The 20,041-nt window shown below is 41.8% G+C and carries 24 protein-coding genes; 4 read left to right on the forward strand and 20 right to left on the reverse strand.

Annotated elements, in window-relative coordinates; genetic code table 11:
* Nucleotides 1-32: 32 nt before the first annotated feature.
* From R7Q46_RS04745 to R7Q46_RS04760, 4 genes are all read left to right on the forward strand, one after another.
* Nucleotides 33-1,463, forward strand: coding sequence for a hypothetical protein (locus R7Q46_RS04745; RefSeq protein ID WP_180803270.1), 1,431 nt, complete (start codon nucleotides 33-35; stop codon nucleotides 1,461-1,463).
* A 202-nt stretch (nucleotides 1,464-1,665) separates the two neighbouring features.
* Nucleotides 1,666-2,523, forward strand: coding sequence for a hypothetical protein (locus R7Q46_RS04750; RefSeq protein WP_258619091.1), 858 nt, complete (start codon nucleotides 1,666-1,668; stop codon nucleotides 2,521-2,523).
* A 526-nt stretch (nucleotides 2,524-3,049) separates the two neighbouring features.
* The gene (locus R7Q46_RS04755; RefSeq protein WP_258619093.1) at nucleotides 3,050-4,924 is read left to right on the forward strand and encodes a hypothetical protein; all 1,875 of its coding nucleotides are present in this window, start codon (nucleotides 3,050-3,052) and stop codon (nucleotides 4,922-4,924) included.
* A 440-nt stretch (nucleotides 4,925-5,364) separates the two neighbouring features.
* On the forward strand, nucleotides 5,365-5,919 hold the full coding sequence (locus R7Q46_RS04760; RefSeq protein ID WP_318077335.1) for an outer membrane beta-barrel protein: 555 nt from the start codon (nucleotides 5,365-5,367) through the stop codon (nucleotides 5,917-5,919).
* 37 nt (nucleotides 5,920-5,956) lie between these two features.
* Here R7Q46_RS04760 and R7Q46_RS04765 read toward each other — a convergent pair whose 3' ends face one another.
* The 20 genes from R7Q46_RS04765 to R7Q46_RS04860 form a co-directional block, all read right to left on the reverse strand.
* On the reverse strand, nucleotides 5,957-7,000 hold the full coding sequence (locus R7Q46_RS04765) for a hypothetical protein (RefSeq protein ID WP_025557483.1): 1,044 nt from the start codon (nucleotides 6,998-7,000) through the stop codon (nucleotides 5,957-5,959).
* A gap of 3 nt (nucleotides 7,001-7,003) precedes the next feature.
* Nucleotides 7,004-7,405: a hypothetical protein gene (locus R7Q46_RS04770; protein WP_005495325.1), complete on the reverse strand. Its 402-nt coding sequence runs from the start codon at nucleotides 7,403-7,405 to the stop codon at nucleotides 7,004-7,006.
* On the reverse strand, nucleotides 7,405-8,883 hold the full coding sequence (locus R7Q46_RS04775) for an Ig-like domain-containing protein (RefSeq protein WP_049884248.1): 1,479 nt from the start codon (nucleotides 8,881-8,883) through the stop codon (nucleotides 7,405-7,407). The genes R7Q46_RS04770 and R7Q46_RS04775 overlap by 1 nt, the downstream gene beginning before the upstream one ends.
* A gap of 11 nt (nucleotides 8,884-8,894) precedes the next feature.
* A complete protein-coding gene (locus R7Q46_RS04780) occupies nucleotides 8,895-9,713 on the reverse strand; it encodes a hypothetical protein (protein WP_025510244.1) in 819 nt (272 codons plus the stop codon).
* Nucleotides 9,710-10,012: a hypothetical protein gene (locus R7Q46_RS04785; RefSeq protein WP_025510243.1), complete on the reverse strand. Its 303-nt coding sequence runs from the start codon at nucleotides 10,010-10,012 to the stop codon at nucleotides 9,710-9,712. The genes R7Q46_RS04780 and R7Q46_RS04785 overlap by 4 nt, the downstream gene beginning before the upstream one ends.
* Before the next feature lie 2 nt (nucleotides 10,013-10,014).
* Nucleotides 10,015-10,377 (reverse strand): hypothetical protein, encoded by a 363-nt coding sequence (locus tag R7Q46_RS04790; protein ID WP_025818233.1) that lies wholly within the window; start codon nucleotides 10,375-10,377, stop codon nucleotides 10,015-10,017.
* On the reverse strand, nucleotides 10,377-12,035 hold the full coding sequence (locus R7Q46_RS04795; RefSeq protein WP_318077336.1) for an Ig-like domain-containing protein: 1,659 nt from the start codon (nucleotides 12,033-12,035) through the stop codon (nucleotides 10,377-10,379). The genes R7Q46_RS04790 and R7Q46_RS04795 overlap by 1 nt, the downstream gene beginning before the upstream one ends.
* Nucleotides 12,032-12,304: a hypothetical protein gene (locus R7Q46_RS04800; protein ID WP_021454060.1), complete on the reverse strand. Its 273-nt coding sequence runs from the start codon at nucleotides 12,302-12,304 to the stop codon at nucleotides 12,032-12,034. Before R7Q46_RS04800 ends, R7Q46_RS04795 begins: the two co-directional genes overlap by 4 nt.
* Before the next feature lie 130 nt (nucleotides 12,305-12,434).
* On the reverse strand, nucleotides 12,435-12,878 hold the full coding sequence (locus R7Q46_RS04805; protein WP_005495338.1) for a hypothetical protein: 444 nt from the start codon (nucleotides 12,876-12,878) through the stop codon (nucleotides 12,435-12,437).
* Nucleotides 12,868-13,188, reverse strand: a complete 321-nt coding sequence (locus R7Q46_RS04810) for a hypothetical protein (protein ID WP_005495340.1) — start codon at nucleotides 13,186-13,188, stop codon at nucleotides 12,868-12,870. The genes R7Q46_RS04805 and R7Q46_RS04810 overlap by 11 nt, the downstream gene beginning before the upstream one ends.
* The gene (locus R7Q46_RS04815) at nucleotides 13,185-13,766 is read right to left on the reverse strand and encodes a hypothetical protein (protein WP_005495342.1); all 582 of its coding nucleotides are present in this window, start codon (nucleotides 13,764-13,766) and stop codon (nucleotides 13,185-13,187) included. Before R7Q46_RS04815 ends, R7Q46_RS04810 begins: the two co-directional genes overlap by 4 nt.
* Entirely contained in the window at nucleotides 13,763-15,034 is a 1,272-nt protein-coding gene (locus R7Q46_RS04820) for a hypothetical protein (RefSeq protein ID WP_318077337.1), read from the reverse strand. The genes R7Q46_RS04815 and R7Q46_RS04820 overlap by 4 nt, the downstream gene beginning before the upstream one ends.
* A gap of 159 nt (nucleotides 15,035-15,193) precedes the next feature.
* Nucleotides 15,194-15,556: a hypothetical protein gene (locus R7Q46_RS04825; RefSeq protein ID WP_154218134.1), complete on the reverse strand. Its 363-nt coding sequence runs from the start codon at nucleotides 15,554-15,556 to the stop codon at nucleotides 15,194-15,196.
* Nucleotides 15,556-15,993 (reverse strand): hypothetical protein, encoded by a 438-nt coding sequence (locus R7Q46_RS04830; protein ID WP_005495347.1) that lies wholly within the window; start codon nucleotides 15,991-15,993, stop codon nucleotides 15,556-15,558. Before R7Q46_RS04830 ends, R7Q46_RS04825 begins: the two co-directional genes overlap by 1 nt.
* Nucleotides 15,993-17,024, reverse strand: coding sequence for a hypothetical protein (locus R7Q46_RS04835; RefSeq protein WP_318077338.1), 1,032 nt, complete (start codon nucleotides 17,022-17,024; stop codon nucleotides 15,993-15,995). Before R7Q46_RS04835 ends, R7Q46_RS04830 begins: the two co-directional genes overlap by 1 nt.
* Nucleotides 17,017-17,427 carry a hypothetical protein gene (locus R7Q46_RS04840; protein WP_021454039.1) on the reverse strand — a complete coding sequence of 137 codons (411 nt, stop codon included), beginning with the start codon at nucleotides 17,425-17,427 and terminating at the stop codon, nucleotides 17,017-17,019. Before R7Q46_RS04840 ends, R7Q46_RS04835 begins: the two co-directional genes overlap by 8 nt.
* Nucleotides 17,420-17,956 carry a hypothetical protein gene (locus tag R7Q46_RS04845; protein ID WP_021453462.1) on the reverse strand — a complete coding sequence of 179 codons (537 nt, stop codon included), beginning with the start codon at nucleotides 17,954-17,956 and terminating at the stop codon, nucleotides 17,420-17,422. Before R7Q46_RS04845 ends, R7Q46_RS04840 begins: the two co-directional genes overlap by 8 nt.
* Nucleotides 17,956-18,255, reverse strand: coding sequence for a hypothetical protein (locus R7Q46_RS04850; protein WP_127463329.1), 300 nt, complete (start codon nucleotides 18,253-18,255; stop codon nucleotides 17,956-17,958). The genes R7Q46_RS04845 and R7Q46_RS04850 overlap by 1 nt, the downstream gene beginning before the upstream one ends.
* A 48-nt stretch (nucleotides 18,256-18,303) precedes the next feature.
* The gene (locus R7Q46_RS04855; protein ID WP_021454014.1) at nucleotides 18,304-19,230 is read right to left on the reverse strand and encodes a hypothetical protein; all 927 of its coding nucleotides are present in this window, start codon (nucleotides 19,228-19,230) and stop codon (nucleotides 18,304-18,306) included.
* Between the two features lie 111 nt (nucleotides 19,231-19,341).
* Nucleotides 19,342-20,004, reverse strand: a complete 663-nt coding sequence (locus tag R7Q46_RS04860) for a hypothetical protein (RefSeq protein ID WP_029833106.1) — start codon at nucleotides 20,002-20,004, stop codon at nucleotides 19,342-19,344.
* Between the last annotated feature and the right edge of the window lie 37 nt (nucleotides 20,005-20,041).

Below are 20,041 nucleotides of genomic sequence, written 5' to 3' on the forward strand. Positions count from 1 at the left end.
GGTGAATTTTATAACTCTGCCTGTGTTGGATAATGATGATAGAAGAATTTTTAGAGCGAATTGAAGAAGTTGGTTTCAGCGTTACAAAACGCAATGAATATCAGGTTTTCATAGGGTTAGATTGCTGTCCTCAATGGAGAATATTTCTAGAGGATATTGATGATGAAAAACTGTTTCCAGTTTTCTACTATCGACAGCAGCGCATCGAGGAAGTTACTGACTTACATGCAATTGTACCAACGGTCCTGACCGCTATTACAAAATCTAGAGGGATAAGCTCATTTCGTTTTCTAGGCGAGCATAATGATTTCAGTGGAATCGAAGACGAATTATATGGGATGTATTGGTTCCCAGCCCAGCCGCTTAATGAACGAATTAGAAAAAACAGTAAACAAGACTTTGAGTGTTTCTATAACATTTTAATAGAACTATATATGTTCCATATGTATCAAGGAAATATTCTAGGTGCGGTCGGTTATTGTCCGGAAGATTTCTCCTTTGACTCTCCTAAACTCAATGTGTGGAAAAATAAAATCAGGGACTATATTGGTGAGAATGAGTCATATGTCGCTAACGTCCGTATGAATCCTGACTGGTTGTTTTTTCGCAGCTTTTCATCTGAGTTCTCTATATTTAAAAGTACGCATATATCCGGATTACTTAAGAAGCTTGCTATCAAAAATGATAGTACGCAGATGATCAAGGGAGTAGCGTCAAATGTAGAAGTTAGTAACGATATACGAACGACCATCCCATTTAAAGATGAGGAGTTCGCTAAAGATCTTGTCGCTGCGTTGGGAGATACATCGAACATGGAGGTAATATCACAAGAAAATCAGCTTGTGTTTATTAGCGATCATCATGTTGTAATTAAGTATAGTAATTGTGGTTTGGAGTCCGTTTCTGAAGAAAGAGAGTTAATTAGACTTCGCCAACAAAAAGAGATCTCACTGCTCTTTGGTGACCAAAAGTTTGAGTGGAACATTATTGACCGGCATGCCAGTGGAGAATTTGAGGATTTAGTCCTAGAACTACTAAATCGTGAACCTTGGGTCTTTTCTGTTAAGAAAGTTGCACCTACCAATCAAGGTGATAATGGTCGAGATTTGATTTGTGAATACAATATGCTTCACAATGAAAATCGAGTTTCCAAAGGAACTGAATCTGTCCAAATAGGTAAAATGATTGTTCAGTGTAAAACAAACTTAAAACATTCTAAAAAATCTTCTATTGGTAAGTCAGATGTAGATATGCCAAACACAATTTTTGACTATCGACCAGATGGTTACATGTTGGTTGTAAACACGCAAACTACGCGTGATTTGACAGAAATGTTAGAGCGGCAAAGGGATAGAAAAGAGCAGAATACGATCCTTTGGTGGAACGCTTTCGATATAGAAGATAGGTTGCGTAAGTATCCAGATATTCTAGCTAGGTATCGCCATATAGTGGATTACGCATAATTCACCGAACAAACTGCTTAAGAGTGATTCGCAACGCGTGGCATTTTCACTATGCGTTGGTTTTAGTGTTTAACGTGGTATGCGGCGACTTCGGTATTGCCTTGCTCCCCCTTAACAGGGCGTTAGGTTAATCTAAATCAACATTTCACAGTTTTTTGTTCTGTATTATGTAAGGTCTGTTAGTTTATTGAATCTTATGATTATGTCGATCGTTTATATCACTGAATCAAACCTAAACTCTATAGCTCGAGATGTAACTGATGCGGTCTCTGACACGAGGTCATTAGAGTCAATCTATGATTTTGAACTACGTTCTTTCTTAGCATTACCAGAAATAAAAAGGCTATCTTCTTTAAAGTTGATCTTAGAAAGCTTAGAGCATCAAGATATATTGTTCAGAATCATACAGTTTAATGAGCAGCCAAAAACTCGGCAGCGTAAGAATCCAAAAGAAAGGTGGATATATCTAGGGGGCAGTCCAGCGTATCACAAGACTAAGAGCTGCAAACGGTTAAAATCAGAGTATCGAAACTATAATATTCCGCTGCAAATTCCTATAGAAAGAATCGAAGAGTATCGTAAATTTTTCGTCGAAAATATAGAACTTTTTGAGCGCAATCAAGAAGCATTTTACGCTAACGTAGAATTGAAATTTAATGTGCGCATAAATGGAGTTAGAAAAGTACAGGCGAAAAACTCGGGAAGTGAGGAAGTCGATAACTTTGAAATGAAATCTCCAAGCCAACTTTTAAATCAGATACATTTACATGTCGAAAAAATGGTGGGTTACAGAAGCTCAGCGCCGGAAATAGAAATGATTATAGCAAAGTGTGGCTTTAACACACATAAAACCCTCGAAAATCCGTCTATTTTTAAATTATCGAATGAACAAATTGAAATTGTTCAGACTTGGCATTCATTAAAGGCAGAGTTAAAAAAATTAGTAGTCCATCATTTAACAGCAAAGTTGAATGCAGACTTTGGTTTTAGTGGTGAACTACTGGATTCATTTGGTTTTCGTAAATGTGCAGACTGTTTTCCTGACGCGTTAAGATATTAACCTAACAAACTGTTTAAGATTGATTCGCAACGCGTGTTATCCTATCATGCGTTGCGTACACTCCTTCAAATCAGTGTTTGCCTTGCACATATTCTATTAGAGAATTAGGCTTCAAAAACAATCTTCCGCTCAAAGGATCATGCACCTACTAGACTAAGCTAACTACTTATTATCAACGATAAGGAAATAGCTCTGTCTGCTGAAAATGACAAATAATAGGTCACTGTTGTCGATATAAAAATGCCTTTTTGTTTTATGTGGAATAGTCAGGACGTGCTCTGACCGATTACTCTAGCTTACTTTTTTCTCTTAATGAGTTACGAACTGTGATAGGGACGCCTCTTATAAGCTAATTTTGAAATACGTTTTCTGATGGGTAAGAAAATTGTAAGTCTTGCGACTAACACCTAAATACAATGAATAGTCAAATATAAAAACATTACGCACATCAATAAACTTAATTTACTTTATTGAATCATTACAAAACTTTATAATTTAATATCTAATCAACCAACCCACAAGCACCATGAATATTAGATCTGTAAATATACAAACTGAAGAACAAAACCAATTTTTAGAAAAACTCCACATTATTAAGCAGGAGCTACCTGTGGAGTATGAATCACAACATCGTCGCATTAGTGAATATAAAGAAGATTATCAGCAAGCAGTAGGTTTTCTTAACAGTTCTAAACGAGTTGCATTTATTGGCGATGTCGGAAAAGGTAAAACAACAGCGATTTGTAGAGCATTTGAGTTGTTAAATCCAAATGACGCAACAGATTTACTGTTAAGTCACTCATCTGGACGTACAACTATTTGCGAAGTTGAGATCATTCCAAACTCTAACAGCGCTAAGATTCAAATCCTGCCTTACGAGAATGAAGAAGTTATTCATCTGTTAAAGGACTATTCAAAAAATATCTTTAACAAAGCGCACCCAGTAGCTACAGATGACCGCATAAATGCCAACGCTATTAATGAAGGCTTTGCTTTGAGCGGAGAAGTCGAAAAAGCATTCCGCAATATGCTCGGTCTTAGCGGTGGCAGTTTGAACGAGCGTGGCCGCATGATCCAGAATGACGTTAAGTTTGCCAGTGCGTTTACTGATTGTGATGATATGTTACGTGTAATGGAAAGCAAACTAGAATTGCATAAACGTATGGATACTGTGCTGGAAGCTCCCAAGGACATAACCAAGAGCTCATTTGAGTGGATTAAGGATACATTCAAGAGCATCAATATCGGTAAAATTGCTACAGTTAGCCTTCCTCGCAAGGTCTTTATTCATGTTACGGATGATCTTGCTGATTACCACATCGTTGACACTAAAGGTTTGGATGGCACGACAAATCGACGTGATATCAATCAGTGTCTTGAAAGTGATGTGACATTAAACGTGATCTGTACAAGCTTCAATGATGCACCAGACCAATCAATGCGAAAAGTTGTCGAACAGATGATTAAGGGGGGGCTAACAGAACAATTATATACAAAAACCATTTTACTGATAATCGATAGAGAAAAAGCGTCGTCTAGTGTGGCTGACGATGACGGAGAACTTGTAGGTGACAAAACTTATGGTCGAGCAATTCGTATTGGCCAGGTGCTTAACGACCTTGAGCAAAAATACGGATTGGATGGTGATAGGCTAAACGTAGTTTGTTACGATGCCTTCGACGATGAACGAAACGTTTTATTGGACTGTATCCAAGAGAAACTAAGTGAGTTAGAGCTATCATACAAAACGAAGGTTGAGCTAATTACTAAAGGTGTGACAGAGCTAATAGATGAGCAAAATTCACAATCATTTGATATTGCAAAAAAAGCATTATTAGATGTGTTTAGCAAATGGTTTAATGATGCCGAAAATTTTACTACCTCCGTTGATCCATTACACTCCTCCCTCCTAAATGAGATCAGCACAACTCGTGCCGCTGCAACTATTCGAGCTAGCGTAGCTCGTCGTGGTCACTGGCATAACTTAGATATGTACGAAACGTTAGCGCAACAAGCAAAATTCGACGTCAACCAAAATAAAGCAAAACTATTTAACGACTTCGATTGTTTGATTGATAGCTGCATTGAGAATCCTCAACTTCGCAAAGTGTACAATATATCAGTACAGCTTAAACAAGTCGCACAACGTGTTCGCCAGCAAGAGTTGATGACTGTATATAAACAAAGCATCGAGTTCTACAATAGTGATTTTTACTATGCCACTAATATGTGGAATAGTGCACAAGATGAGTGGGGAAGAGGCTCAGGTTACAAAGGTCGAGTCGTTGCTCATATTCGTAATCACTTTGGCAATGAACAAAGAAAATATGAAAAGCAATTAGAACACAAATCTAATCAGCGATGGAAAAAGTTTCTAAAACAGATCAAATCAATGTTATAGGATAATACAAACGACTTGGGAACAACGCTACTTTTTCTTATTTGAAATAAGTGCATTGGAGAAAAGACTCTAACGCACTTATGTCCAGAAGCGATTTTAGTGGCATTTTCCATGCAATGAGACGGTACTAACAACTTTCCTAAAAGTGATCCATACCCATCGCATTTTAGGTTCTGGCTTGGTTTCGCTTAGTAACTCGGTTAAACATTATAAATAAAAAAGCCCTTTCTATTTTGCAAGGGCTTTTTTATTTGCAGAATCCGACCGTAAACTCACCCTCTCAACCAGTCTAATCCCCCACTCTTTTTCTTTCGCGTACTCAAAAAACGTGACTAGGGAACTCAAAAAAAAAACTACTGACAAGCCGCTAACTTAACGAGCCTGAAATGCCTTATTACATTAAGTCTAAACACCTTTAATTTATTGATATTGGAGAAGTTATGAAAAAATTCTTATTCGCTTTACTTATACCATTCTTTGCTAATGCATCGACAATTGAACTAGATGGAAATGAGATAATATCATTGCGATATTCGGATACTAAATTTGCTGGGGAAAACCAAGCATTATTTGGCATTGGATTCTCTCATATTCGCGGTGCTGGAAATATTGGCTTTACTCTTTCTGCTGATGCACAAAATTTTGATAAAGATGGTAATTTTGTAGAAAACGTAGGCAAAGAATCGGAATCATTTCAACATTATAACATCATGGGCGGTTTAACTTATGGTGTTATAGATGAATTTTATGTTATGCCAAAAATTGGCTTTACATATAGCAAATACAAAAACAAATTTGCAGACACAAATTGTTCAGTTTTGTTAGGTTGTCAGGATTTCATCAATACGGACAGAAAAGACAATTACGGCATCTCATACGGCATTGATTTTATGATGATAAGTAATTCCCTTGCTTATGGTATTGGTGTAACAGATGTTGATTATTTTGATGATCGAGACGTTAGATTAAATCTAAGCGTTGGATATAAATTTTAAATAAAAAAAGCCGCTCAAACCGAGCGGCGTTTTTTATTTATGAAATATCGATTTCAAATGGATAATCGTTTCCAACTCCATTCCAGATAAGATCCCAAAGTGTTCTTACATCACCAACCACAAGATCATCTAAAAGCAATGCCGTATATGTGTAATTACCATCCGCATCAACTTCTGTATTAATAAACCAATTATCTGTGTTGTAAGTAAAAGTTACGCTAAGACCGCCCATTTTTACAACAAAGGTTGTATATGTCGTCTTATCTGCTGAGAATTTAATATCCATGATATGCGCACCTGATGCGCCATCAATCAAACCATCCCTAGCAATGATGTCGTATAGTTTTCCTACTGGTGGCCGTATTGTATATTCTGGATTAGTCAAAGAGCCAAATACGTTGAGCTGATAGCCTCTCATTGTTGGCTTGCTAACTCCTTTATCAGTAACAGTCATCACAGAAATAACTTGATCAACTGTGAGTGTTGCATCGCTTGAAACAGCATTACCTTTTGAGTTGGTTGCTTCAGCTCTGATTGTGTGAGTCCCCAAGCTTGGCTCAACAAATGTGTAAGTTGTTGAGTTGCTGCTAGATTGTGCGACATTATCCAAGAACCAAACGATTGTTCCCGTTTCCCCGCCCCAATCAACGGTAATTGAAGCAGTGTAGTCTTGTGCCTCTGTAATTGTTCCGCTCGATGGGTTTGTTGTGATTGTGGGTGCCACAATTGACGATTCAACAACAATCGTAACCGTGCTTGTATCCGTATATCCACCAAAGCCAAATACACGACAAAAGAACGTATGGTTGCCAGTTGATGACGGAGTAAACACGTAGCTAGATCCAGTGGCGCCGGAGATTGGAGTGCTTCCGTTGTACCACTGATAAGACAACGTGGATCCTAGACCATCAGCGACAACGGACAGCGTTAAGTTTTGAGAGTCCGTAATTGTGCCACCCACTGGTTGAGTGGTTATCATCGGTTTGCGCGCGACCTTTTCACCATCAAGGTAAACTTCATCAATATTAACGTCATTTAACTTTAACGTTCCAATTTCTACACCATTAAAATAGATAGCCATAAATTAACTCGTATACAGGTTTAACATGCTTCCAGAAACGGTATAACGAAAACCACCGAAACCAGATCCCGCCGCTGAAGAGTTGTTTGCTGCTGGTACTTTCGCTATTGGGATAACTGGCAATCGACCAGTGTTTAACGTACCAGAGGTAATAGATCCAGCATCTATATCTTTTTGTGCTTGAGCCACAATCTGACTCAAATAAACATTCAATCCACCATCAGCATGCTCAACATAAAACAGTGGGTTATCTGCAAGCTGAGTGTCTGAGATATTAGTTAGCGAACCTACCGTCGTTGTTCCTGCCGGCTCACTTCTTGTTGCTGAATTTATAAATTGCTCAAGCATTACAACTCGCTTTGCCATAGCTTCTAATTCTGATTGTAACTTCTCAACGTCGCTCATTATTTAGTCTCCAATGGTACGGCAATGCCCTCATTAGCAGGGGTGATTAACCATAGGTTTGATGGTGTTATCAGTTTTGTTTTTGTGTAGTCAAAATCCGTAATTTTGAAAGTTGCGCCATTGCTTAAAGTGACGTTCTCGGATGATGTAGCAGTGAATGTCACTTCATCAGATTTCGCCAAGGCCGAGTAATATCCGTTGGCATCTATGGACGCTTTCGTACTATCACTTGAGCTCCAATTCACAACCGATGGGTTATCTGTAGAACTGACTGCAATCCCGTTGTTGTACGTCACACTAGCTGTAGTTCTGCCAGTGTCGCCAACTGCAAGCTCGGGAACTGGCGTTGTAATAGAAACAGCGGTAGGAACAACCGCAATGATAGTTTTTGTGATGGTTTGAAAAACGCTGTCGTCGTAAGTTTCATCTTCCGATACAGCTAAGGCAGTAACTGTAACGTCACCACCCGCTATAGCTCTATAGGCGCCATTAGAATCAATCGTTAATATTGACTCATTACTTGACGTCCACTGCACAACGCTAGGATTATCTGACGTGCTTATGACGTGATCGTCTACATACGTTACTGTCGCGGTAAGTGTTCCAGTATCGTCAGCAAAAACCGTATCTGGAAATGAAGACACGACGATTGATGAAGGTACGACTGGTGAAATGTCAAACGTTGCATCACCACTTATATTATTGCCATAAGCAGGATCTGTGGATGTAGCTAAAGCCGTTGCCGTTACCGAGCCAGCGTCTAAGGCAGTAAAATTACCTGAGCTATCGATTGTGAGTATTGACTCATCGCTAGATGACCATGTGACTATTCCAGAATCTTCCGCTGTAGTTGATGAGTTGCCGTCGCTATAAGTCACTGTCGCTGACAACATACCAGTATCACCTCGAAATACCGAAGCTGGAACGCCAGATATTGTTACTGCGTTTGGCAATATAGGTTCAATAAACGTGATTTCTAAGTAGGTACCAGATGGGTTAGCGAGAACTTCTAATATTTTGGTAAGTTGGGCCAACTTAAACTCCGATACTGGTTGCGGTACCAGCAATCCAAAATTAGAAGGCGTAACCAGCCATAGATTCGATGGAGTGATCAGTCTCGATTGGTACGACTCGACATTGTAGATATTGATAACTAAGTGTCTTGGCCTTGGTGATGAATACTGTATCCCTACTCCATTACCTACGACTTGCTCAATGACCAATGTATATGAATCGTAAGTGCCTGCCGTTTGCATTGCCTGCAAAATGGCCATGTAGTTTTCGGCAAAGAAATCGCGGTTAAGTCCGGTAAGCACCGGAAATGTGTTGTTATCGTAAAGCAAGTAACCAAATGGTTTTGAACCAACCATTTCAGAGTTCATCTGAACTAACTCATTAATGATCACTCGCTGCTTAGCTGTGAGGGTTATATTATAGAAAAACTCGCACGCTTCATCGTTTCGAAATAACTGCGTCATTTCCCCTCCAATTAAGCATCAGTAATAATCACATTCTCTACAGGCAAATCCGGAATGAATTTTACGTTATAGGGTGTTTTATAAATGCCTTCCGACCAACTGGTACCATCATCTAACGAATACTCGGCTTTGATGTTTGACGCATACAAAGCATCACGGTTTATTTCAAAATACTTTTCTGGTTCGATATCCATTCCGATCCAAAAAAACGCATCAAAGTTGGCAAGAAACTTACTCACAATGTCATCTTGGTTATCGACCACCGCATTTGTGTTTCTTGATTTAGTGAGAGTGAGCTTCCACAAAATCGGCTTTTCTTCTTTTGCGGTCCATCGGTAAGTCTCAACGCCACCCTTGGTTAGAACAATGTCTTGCTCGATATCACCGACCATGTAGGTACTCGCAACCACAGCCGTTTTTTCCATATACGACGCGATTTGGTAGTTGATGTTAGCCGAAGGAGTGTAATCAATGGCAACGTGCATTTTCCCTGAATTCTCTTCCGTCATTTGCATAATGGAAGACTTGAACCCAAAGTTTTCTTCAAGCCCGGCAATAAGGGCATTTGGGGTTGTTGTTGGATTGTTTATTTTTAAGTTTGAGTTTTGGATAAACTCGGACATTTTCACGAAGAGAGATGCAATGATGGTTTCGATGGTCATGTCGATTTGCGCACTAGCATAAAACACTTTGTATTCATCACTAGCGACAAAGGTGTTAAACGCCAAGCCAGAGAATTTATCATCTGACTCTTTAAACGCCTCAAAGTACGCTTCAATTATCGTGTCAAAGTCATCAGGAGTTAGACCCGTAGATGAATCCCATATCATGTGTATGAACCTGTAACATATTGAGTTTCTGCGGTGCCAGCTAACGTGTAACTCATTTTTAACGTAAAGCCTTCTACCTCGACTTTACTGTTAAGAACCATAATCGAACGTTTCACTGATTCGTTAATAATCCATGTGTTAAAAGCTGCTGCGTTAAAGTTAACCTCTGGCATGTACCAGTAATCAAAATCAAAACCAATACTAGGCGCGTAGTACAAACTGCCTTGATTGGTTTGAAAGTTGTTCTCGAAGCGAACAACGTTTCTTCCTTTCCCTAAATACCCACTTAGCGATGCCATAATTACCTCAGTTTTAAATCTTCGAGATCTGACTTGAGTTGTTCAAGTTGGCTCTTGGCACCTTCATCAAGCACTCTTACCTCTCCAACTGCAGGTGAACCAGAGCCGCCCGTAACGGACACCACAACGTTTTGACCTGCAATTGAGATAGCCTGTTCAGCAATACCAATCGCCTTGTCTATGATTGTCTGAGCGTCTAACTGAGTATTTGTAATGTAGATTGAAAACTCTTCGCCCATAATGAGAAAACCTTCACTGTCAGCTTCCCCTGCGGATACGTTGATTACATCGTTTGGCTGGTAGGTTTTACCGTCAATTTCGACCTCAAGCTTTCCATCTGAAATTATTGCTTTTAGTAGTTTCATCAGAAATCCTTCGTTCGTAGGCTTAGGTCAGCTTCAACATGCACAACCACCGATTGACCATCTTTTGCTGTGAGGGCATCAAAAACCGCCTGAGCCGACGCATCAATAATCTGATATTTACTTGAAACCCAAGGAAGGCTTGGCGTGGTAATTTCTGTTGAATCCTCAAAAGTAATCTTGAGAATTACTGAGTTTGCGCTAAACCACTTTTCGGAATTTGCCGTTCCAAAGAAAATCTTAAACTGCGGATTACTATCAGCATCAAGACCACTTGAGGCATAGAGCATATCAACTTGAGTTTTTGTAACAGGGAACTCGCCATTGCAGCTACCCATAGCCCAAGAAGACTTAAAGCCAGAATTTTCCGTTGACGCAGTGCTGTGTGTGCCGATCCCAAGCGAAAAGTCGTAAGACTCGGAAGCTAGGCCAATAATCTGCATTTTGCTTTCTACGCCTATGTTTTGTTCAAGGGCGTTAAATAGATCCGACGTTTTCGCTGTATCGTGCAGTTCATATCGGAACCCAGTAGTGAATGGTGCCACGTACTGCTTACCCTTGTACTCAAGGTAAATCGCAGCGAATGGTTTACCTAAAGCGGCGGTATCTACAGTTACTCGAATCCAATTACTGGTTGTCGACGCTTCCAGAGCAATGATAGTGCCACCATTTACATCGCTAGGAACAATGCTGCCATGGGAGGAGTTAAAACCATTGACTTCACCATCAACAATTCTCGCGGCAGTCATGCTGTGCCAGTCAGTAACATCTCGAGAGATTTTGAATATCGCGGCTCTTGACCATAGCGACGTAGAATCGACTTCGGAGTCGAGTAACAGCGCAGGAGATTCATCGGCTAATGCTGGTGGATATTTATTTGATAGCTCGTTGCGTGATGAAACCACAGCGGCCCCTTCCTCTGACGATGACGTATTCATTACGCCTAAAAAGTATTGTTCGCCTTCTTCTAGCACTGTTTCTGGCACCGAGAACTCGACTAAGTGAAATTCGTTAATACCAACCACACCGGATAATTCGCCACTATCAAGCACAAGCTCATAACCACCTTCGACTCGCTTGTAGAGAGAGACGATTGCCCTTTCTAGCTCTGAGCTAAAAATCATCACACCGCCATACACAACGTCGCCAGCCTGAGCAATAAGCTTGTTGCCCAAGTCTGACATGTTGTTTTCGTATTCTTCGACGGTTAGCCAAGGTTGCTTATTGGAATATCCAGTGTCATAAACTAAGTTACCGCCGTCCGATTCTGGCTCATCAAAAATGCCAAAATTGTACAGCTCAACCAACTTTGCTGAACTTACCTCAATCGAAGTCGATGTTTGTATTGAACTGTCGCTTGAAACTTGAACGATGATACTTGCGGTACCAGGCGAAACAGCCTCGTAATTTCCGGTTGTATCTATCGACATTACCGTCGCATCAGATGAAGACCAGTTGACAACATTTGGTGCATCTGAAGAATTTACCTGTGAGCTGTCACTGTAATACACGGTAGCCGTTAACAACCCAGAATCCCCTACGTTAAGCGAACTAATGGTTTCGTTAATAGTCACACTTACGGGTGAGATCACGCTGGATCCACTTCCCGTAGGTGGTGCCACCATTCCGCGTTGAAATGGGATGTGCACGAAATAGCTCATGATGCATCGACTCTAATTGATGTTTGGTTAAATGCTTCGTGTGGTTTTTGTGCTGGTGTGTGGAAAAGCTTTTCGCCAGCTTTCATCGTAAAAGAAATCCAGTCTCTCACTAAAATCCCTTCAAACTCAGCTGGCGCATCAGTCCCGGTATAAATGTAAATACCAATGCCATCGGAACTTTGGTTTTGCACAAGTACAGCTGAGCCATCAGGAACGCCAGCATCGGTCCATTCACCAAACACCGATGCTTGGTTAGCTAAAGTCGTCATAATTCACCTTTGGTATTTAAGCGCTTGGCCAGATTGCGCGAATACGCCAATTTGGTATCAAACTGACATCACTGCAGTAACCAGCGCAGCTTGTTTGGGTATTGCTTCCTTTTTAAAACCTCAGTTGAGGCTATTGAAACGAAAGCGATCCCTTGAAAGTTTGGGTAGCTAGATCGTAGTCGCCGTCGATGGCAACGATACGTTTGCCGTTGTATGGATAGTTGAGTTGGGGAATGTGGTTGCAGACAAAACGATAAGCGTCAGTGACAATTGTTCGATTTGCTCTTTCTAGGATGTTTTCCGTTTTCACAAAATCACCAGCGTTAACATCTAGTGTAAAACCAAGCTCTTCGAGAAAATCTGTTGCGCAGCTAATTGCCCTCGACCTTGGTTGGGGCTCTTCTAGAAACTCTGCGCCTTGGATCATCTGTTTGGGCACTTCGTCATATTTGGCGAACGTGTAGCCTAGCGTTGTGGGTACGAGTTCAGGCAAAGAGGAAGCGTAAAAGTGGTTTCTCTCCCAATATTCCATCGAGAGGAGATAGTCACTGTTTAACGTAGCTCTAACTCTCATTTCTAATCCCTAGCAGCGCGTACCCGTCACCGCGTTTTCTGGTGGCATATTTACCATTAGGTTTGATGTAGAAATCGCCATTTTCATAAACAGGCAAAAACAGGTTTTCGAATATCAAGGCAACTTGCATTTCTTCGTATCCTGTCACCTCTGTTTGGTTTACCGTGACGACCGTTAGTGGCTCACCGTCGACCGCCAGCTCGTTAACGATTTGAGGAAGACTTCGAGCAATAAATGACTCTACCTTTCCCACTTCGTACCAAGTGAAATCATCAACTGCAATCCCCATTAGGACGAGATTTTTGCTCATGTTAAAACCTCAACTGTTTTGGGAATATTGGTTACTTGGTTTTGCGATGACGAACTACCAATAATTGATGTGTCACCTTTTTGCATTTCGAAAGTTAAGACTTTTTCTGTCGTATCCGATTTGGTCGCCAACGTCATGTTTAATAGCGTGCCACCAATAATCACCATTTCTGGACTGAAAAAGGAAACTCGCGGTAACGAATCTTGCTTTTGGAAAAGCCAACTAGCTAAACCAATCATGGCGTTTATAAAGTCACTACTACTGCTTCGGAGCGTTATAGTCGAAGTGTTGATGTTTCCCTTTAACACTGGCGTACCACCAGCAACGTCGATACTTTTAACGACGGACTGTTTGTATCCGTCCGGTATCATGCCGATTAAATCTCCAATTATTGGAATGGGAATTGGCGTAGTTTTTCGCAAGTCTTGATATTCTTCGGTCAGAACCTTAATGCGCGCCTGATCGTCTTTCGTTAAATCAGCCTTGGCGTCTAGTTCAAGTAGTTCCTTTTGCTCTTCGCTCGACAACGTATCATCGAGATAAATGAGGAACAGCGGAGGTGCTTTCTCTGAAATCATTTCAACGGTCCTACGTCTGTTCTGGTTTTGTTGTTACGTGACTCTTTCTCAGCAATATCAACCATCATTTGGTTAATCTCGCCCCCACGTTTTTCAACGTAATCACCAAACATTTGCATTGGGGTTTTACCTGTTGCAGCCTCAATTGGCGTATAGGTACCAAACTGAATGAGTTTGTCGAAAAACGCCTCCCAAGTTTCCATGCTATTGATTGGCTGCTGTCCAGCTTTGATTAGATCGCTGCCTCGCTTGGCTAACTCGCTAGCGTAAGATATGGTGCTTTTGACAAAAGAGTTTTCTACTTTAACAGCGGCTATTTCTGCTTCGTCGGCAATGATCTTGCCTTTTACTTTGAGATCCAAAACATCCAAGTTTGCTTGAATGCGTTTAGCCTCGGAAGCATCGGAAGAAACCACCGCTTGGGCTTGGCCTTGCGTCACACCGTCTATGATTTTCTTTTCAAAAGCCTTGGCGTCACCGATTGCCAAAATGCTTGATGATTTGTCAGAGCGATTTAGCGCTTTGTCTAGTTCCTCTGTCCTTACTTTTGAGCCAAGCATTGTGTCCATGATGTTCTGAAAAGTGAGGTCTTTATTTTCAGCGAGTAATGCTTTGAAAGGTTTCATGAATCTTGAGGCCAGCAATGCATCTTCATCACCGAAAACATCATTCATGTATTGGGCTGCAACTTCCGGTTTAAGCTTTGCCATTGTTCCGACAAAATCCAGAAACGCATTATCAATACCGTTTTGGTTTGCTGCCTCTTTGTACGATGCCATTTCTGGACGTTCTAGGGCACCGACAAAACCAGACAAAATACCTCGAATGTCAGATTGATCTAGACGAGCAGATATGCCAACCGCACTAAGAGCAGCGTAGCGCCCTCTGTTGATGCCTAAAGCATCAGCCGTATCGCTAATGTCCGACATTTCATTTAAGCGCTCTCTGGCTATTTGGGTGTATTCCTCTGCGCCTTGAAAAGCTTTAGTGGCAATATCCTTTGCCACACCAGCCGTCGTTGCAATCGCTTCACTGGCAAGATTGGCACCAGTAAGGATCATGAAGCCTTGTAACTTACCAAGTTTAGATTTTACTTTTTGACTGCCCTTTTCAGCTCCCTTCTCGAAGCCTTTACCGAACCAAAACTCAAAGTCATCTGCTGCCTGTTTTGAAGCGCGTCGAAGCTGCACTTCCATTTTCTTCGACTCTTCTTTCATTTTGCGTTCATCGAGCCTAGGAGCGAGGATAAATTCTGAACTAGCCGTCATTAACCATCTCCTCCTGTTGTTTTAACTGTCGATAAGCTTTTCGCAAAATCAGACCAATAAGATCGCCGCCGTCGATATCGGGACTATTCTCGATAATGTCAGCGGCAAACCCATCACCAGCGACTCGGAACTTAGCAAGTTCCTCAAGTTCGGTAGGGCTTAGAAAAAAAGCCCTGCGTCTTTTAGCGTCGAGCACTTAACCAAAGTTTCCAACACCATTTCTGCAAGTTCTAGCAACTCGTAGTTGTCGATGCTAGAAGCGTCGATTGACATACCATGTTTATTTTCATGGACAGCCACCAGCGCCATCATGTCGTAATAGTCAATTCGCTGAAATTCCATTAAATCCATGATGACCGTTTTCTTGTTTTCCGCATCCAGCGAAGTGAAATACTGTTTTGCTTGGTCGTGATCGACAAGCCCTTGAATGCGCATGGTTCTAGCGCGTGGAAGGTGAAGAATGAACCCTAAATAAGCCATATAAGCATTCCATGCTTTTGACCCTTTAAATTTAGCTATCATTACGCCACCGCTTTAAATTCATCTTTGAAGTTTTTAGGCGCGACTTGAATAGTCAATTCAACGTCTAACGTAGATTCGGATTCATTAGCCGTGCCATTGCGAGGATCGTTTTTCAATATACATTGCTTGGAAACAAGAGTTCGTCCGTTTTTCTTGTTGTACGATGTGAACTGAAAACGCTCTTCGCCTAAGAACAATTTTACGTAAAGCTCCAAATGCTGTTGAGATACGTTTCGAAGCTTTACTGATAGCTCGATAGGCTGAGTTAATCCGGTACCGACAATTTCACCGTCACCATAACCATTAGGATCGCAAAACATCTGCACTACCTTTTGGTTGTTTCGTCCAAGCTCAATCACCGAGATATAGCTGTATTCCTCACCGTCATAAACAACGGTAGTTTCCATTTCACCAATTCGAAAATTGCTGCCAGCCATTATTGAGCCTCCGTTACTTCAATTCTTGCACGCCAAATAGGTTCAGCGTCTTTCACTTCTGCTTTACCACCAACCACATATTGCTCATCAGATTTGACGATAGAAATGTAGTTATTTGCATCAGGATCTAAGTAGAAATATGGGAAGCCTTCGTAAGTCTCGATAACTTCGGACGCGGCCTCTTCAATGTTTACTCGCTGAACGGCTGTATTGTTCGGTTCGTTGGTTTGAATGTAAGAGGTGATCGCCTCTTGCGTTTTTAGCTGCGCTTGACGGTCGATGTAGGCTTTAATAATTGCGGAACCACCATTACCAAAGAAGCCTAAAGTCGGCCCATCAGAGCCATTCAAGAAGAAAGAAATACGCTTGTTAAACAAATCGTCGGCTTTGCCTACAGTAAACACTACTGACGCAGGATTGGATGAATCAAGCACGTAGTATTGGCAATTTCGCCAGTAAGCTTGTGACAGTAATCGACCAAACGCTTCATAACATCCAGTGTATGAACCCGCATCATCAAGAAAGACGGTATCTTTCATCGCGATTTGTTCAGCCAATGCTTCGTCGCTGGTGGCGTAAGCTCTCACGCCGTCAAAATCCGTAAAGTCGATAGTTTGCGCCGTGGCAATATCAATCTCTTTAGAAAAGCAAAGCGTAAAGTAATCGGTCGGATCAAAGTCGATTGCATCTGTGCTTTCTGGATCAACTTCATCTGCAAGAATTAGCAAATAGAATTTCTCCAAGCCACCAGTCATCAAGTATTGAACTTCTGTATTTGCCGTGTAATTGGCAATAAGCGTCGGATCATAAATTGGCACTACTTTGTACAACGCAGGGTCAATAATATCGCGTGTTGCCTTGGCTGATTTTTTACTGGTTTTTACTGGGGCTTCCTCGCCCTCTTCCGCTGGTGGCGTGTAACTACCAGTAACCATAACTAGGCATTTATACAAAAAACTGTAATCGGCCTCTGTAGCAGATTGAGCTTCGCTGATGCTCACCGCATAATCGAAAACAAGTGCATTACTCATAGTCTATCCACTTAAAATGTTTGATTTTTTCGCGTGTTTTGTCGAACTCGATTTCGCACGCAAAGTGAAATTCTTTAGCCACTGAAAGGACGCCAACAGAGAGCCAATCGGAGGAGGCTTCCATATTTACTGAAGCCAGTGAGGTTTTACTGCCACTGCGCTTTTTATAGCGATCAAACTTGCTACCTAGGACGCCAAAAACAGGCTTATCTCGCCCCATATCAGCGAGCGACAATCGAATGATCCCAAAAAAGCGAATGTGTGATTCAGAGAAGTACTGCTCACGCACACTTAGGTATTCGACATAAACAATGTCAGCACCGTCATGTAACGCCCCAGCCCAATCAACCGCCTTCAGACCGAAAATATTGCGGATCTCATCATGTAGAGCTTTTCTAAACATACTGAGCCTTTATCGAGTTAAAGAATGAGCCAGTATCGACCATAGGCCAGTCAAAACCTTTACCTTGAACGTTGTATCCGTTGTAACCGGTCCCGCCCTTAATCGTTGTTCGAGCGTTGCTGCCATAGTCTTTTCGCATGATCGGGTTGCGCACTAAAGCGCGGGCTGCGCTCTCAATACGACGAATCATTTCAGGGCTTACTGAGCCAGCATTGAATAGCCTTATCAGTTCGTTGGTGACTCGGATAACATCTTGGTTTTGAAAATGACTTTCCGCTTTTGAGAAAACCCCGTAACGGGTGTCCATGTATTCGGCAAGTTTGGTCATTTTTAGGTTGGTCTTACCTTGGGTACCAGTCTTAACCCGAGACGCTTGCTTTCCTTGAAACGATTTAAGTGGTTTTTCGTGGTCAGCCATTCTTGCCGTTTTGCTTTTGTCTAAAACGCCAATTCGAATATGGTGGGAATTAAAGTCTTTCACCTCTTTTTCTAAATTGGTGAAATCCAGTTCAATGTCCAACGTGAACATTAGAACCCTCCGCCAATGATTGGAATTCGGGCAGGTTTCACAACAGGCTGTTTATCAGAAAGAGAGCACCCGTTAGCCTCTGCCAGCGCCTTTAAGCGAATCAGAGTGAAACGTTTATTGCTATCTTGAGAAACTCGTTCAATTAGCACCTTTTGTGAAAACTGATAGCACTCACATTCACCTTCTGGATTTGCATTGACAGCGTTGGCAAAATCAATCTCATCCTGAAGCATTGCTTCTGATCCGCAGTTTCGAAGTATTGTGTCGATGAGAATTTGTGAATCTTCGGAAATCATCATTCTCTCCAAAAGAAAAGGGACTCAACAATGAGCCCCTACTTTGACCGGTTATTTATTTGCTTCTTTCGCACGCTCTTTCAAAGCGCGAGACGCTGCAGTTTCAGTGAGCTGGTAAACGTAAGAACCTTTGGCCTCAAGCTCGTTAGCTGCACTTTCATAAGTAAATAAGCTTTTTTGAACCAAACCGTGATCGCCAGATTCTTTTGAGTAAATACCGGGTACTGAACCATGGTGGTTATTTACCGCAGGTCGGTAAGTCAATGAAATATGAGAGCTAGTCCCTAGAATGGATGGAACCTCTAACATTTTCACGTTCTCATAAGCTCGTTGCACCGCAGACTTGCCCGTTACTACGTCACCACCAGACGACGTGATCGGCTTGCGCATAATTGCTGCAATATCTGATGTGTAACTTAAAGTCATGTTTACGTGATCGGCTTCGCCTAGGCCAAGAGCTTTGGCTTGCTCTTCGTAAATGGCGTTAATCACCGTTAGTACGCCAGAAATATCCGATACGGTTACTACTGTTTCATCATACTCAATGGCATTTTTATTTTGCATCATGCCACTGTTACCGTGTTTGCCATGGAAGTGCTCATAGTCGTATTGCATCAATAGGCGGTTTAAAAGACCCGCATTGATGTTTACGTCATTGACGTTCTGCATGCTAGACAAGCGAAATTCAATGTGAGTAGGTTGACGATGGTAAGAGAACTCAACCTCTTTTGCATGCGCTTGAGCCAGTTCAGTGGTTGATGGCGTTAATGCCTCAGCAAACTTATCGTCTGGGAACTTACCAGTCACATCATAGTTAATGTGAATTACTGTTGCCTGTTGCAATTTACCGTCTGAGTAATCTTCATCAGTGCCTGCGAGATTGGCGGTGTAAGGTACGTATGTGCGCTTGTTGCTACCCATGATTTTTGCATTGTAGCGACGCTCGACCTTTGATTTACATACAACGTTAGTTGCCATATCTTGATTTCCTTCTGGTATCAAAAAAGGGCTTGCCGGTCATCCTGGCTAAGCCCTTTTGGTATCAAATTAATGTTGGCCTTACTCTGCATCGTGTGAGTTTGGCATCAGTTATTTTTTCGCTGTAGAACGAGAGACAGTTTTAGAATCCGCACTTTCTGGCGTTGGCGCACCGGCTGGAGTCGAAGCCGCAACCCAGCCCGCGTCTTGGCGGTCGTAAGGCGTGCCATCCGCAGGTGCTTCTTCCACACCACCAATATCAGCAGGAACTAGTGTTACGTCACCCGTTTTGCCATTTACACTCGTTACGCCAGCTGCGCCATCAGAGCCCGCAGGAGCAGAGCCACCATAAAGTGTCACTAAAACGCAGCCCTCAACGATTTCGCAATTTTCATCCAAACCGTTAATGTCTAGTTCGTCAATTTTACCCATGATGGCTGTCGAGTCAGCGGTGCCGATCGGTACCACTTCGCCAGTGGCATTATCAACGGCAAAGCCATTACCAGCCGCTAGCGTTACACCATCTTTTACACGAACAGGAATGCCCTTACCTTGTTCAACAACACCCGTTACCTTACGGATGTTACAAAGGTCGTGGACTGCGAACCCAGCAAACGCAGATCCATTAAACAGAGCTACTTTAGGTTGTTCTCCACTAACGGCTACAGAGGAAACCGCAACGCCAGCAACCAAATCACCTTCAAACGCACAAGGGGAAACGACGTCACTATTACCAGCGTAACGAGTTGCACCTAACGGAATTTCACGAGCCATGATGCTCTCCTTATTTCTAGAATTGATTATTTTGATT

The sequence above is a fragment of the Vibrio sp. 811 genome (assembly GCF_033339195.1).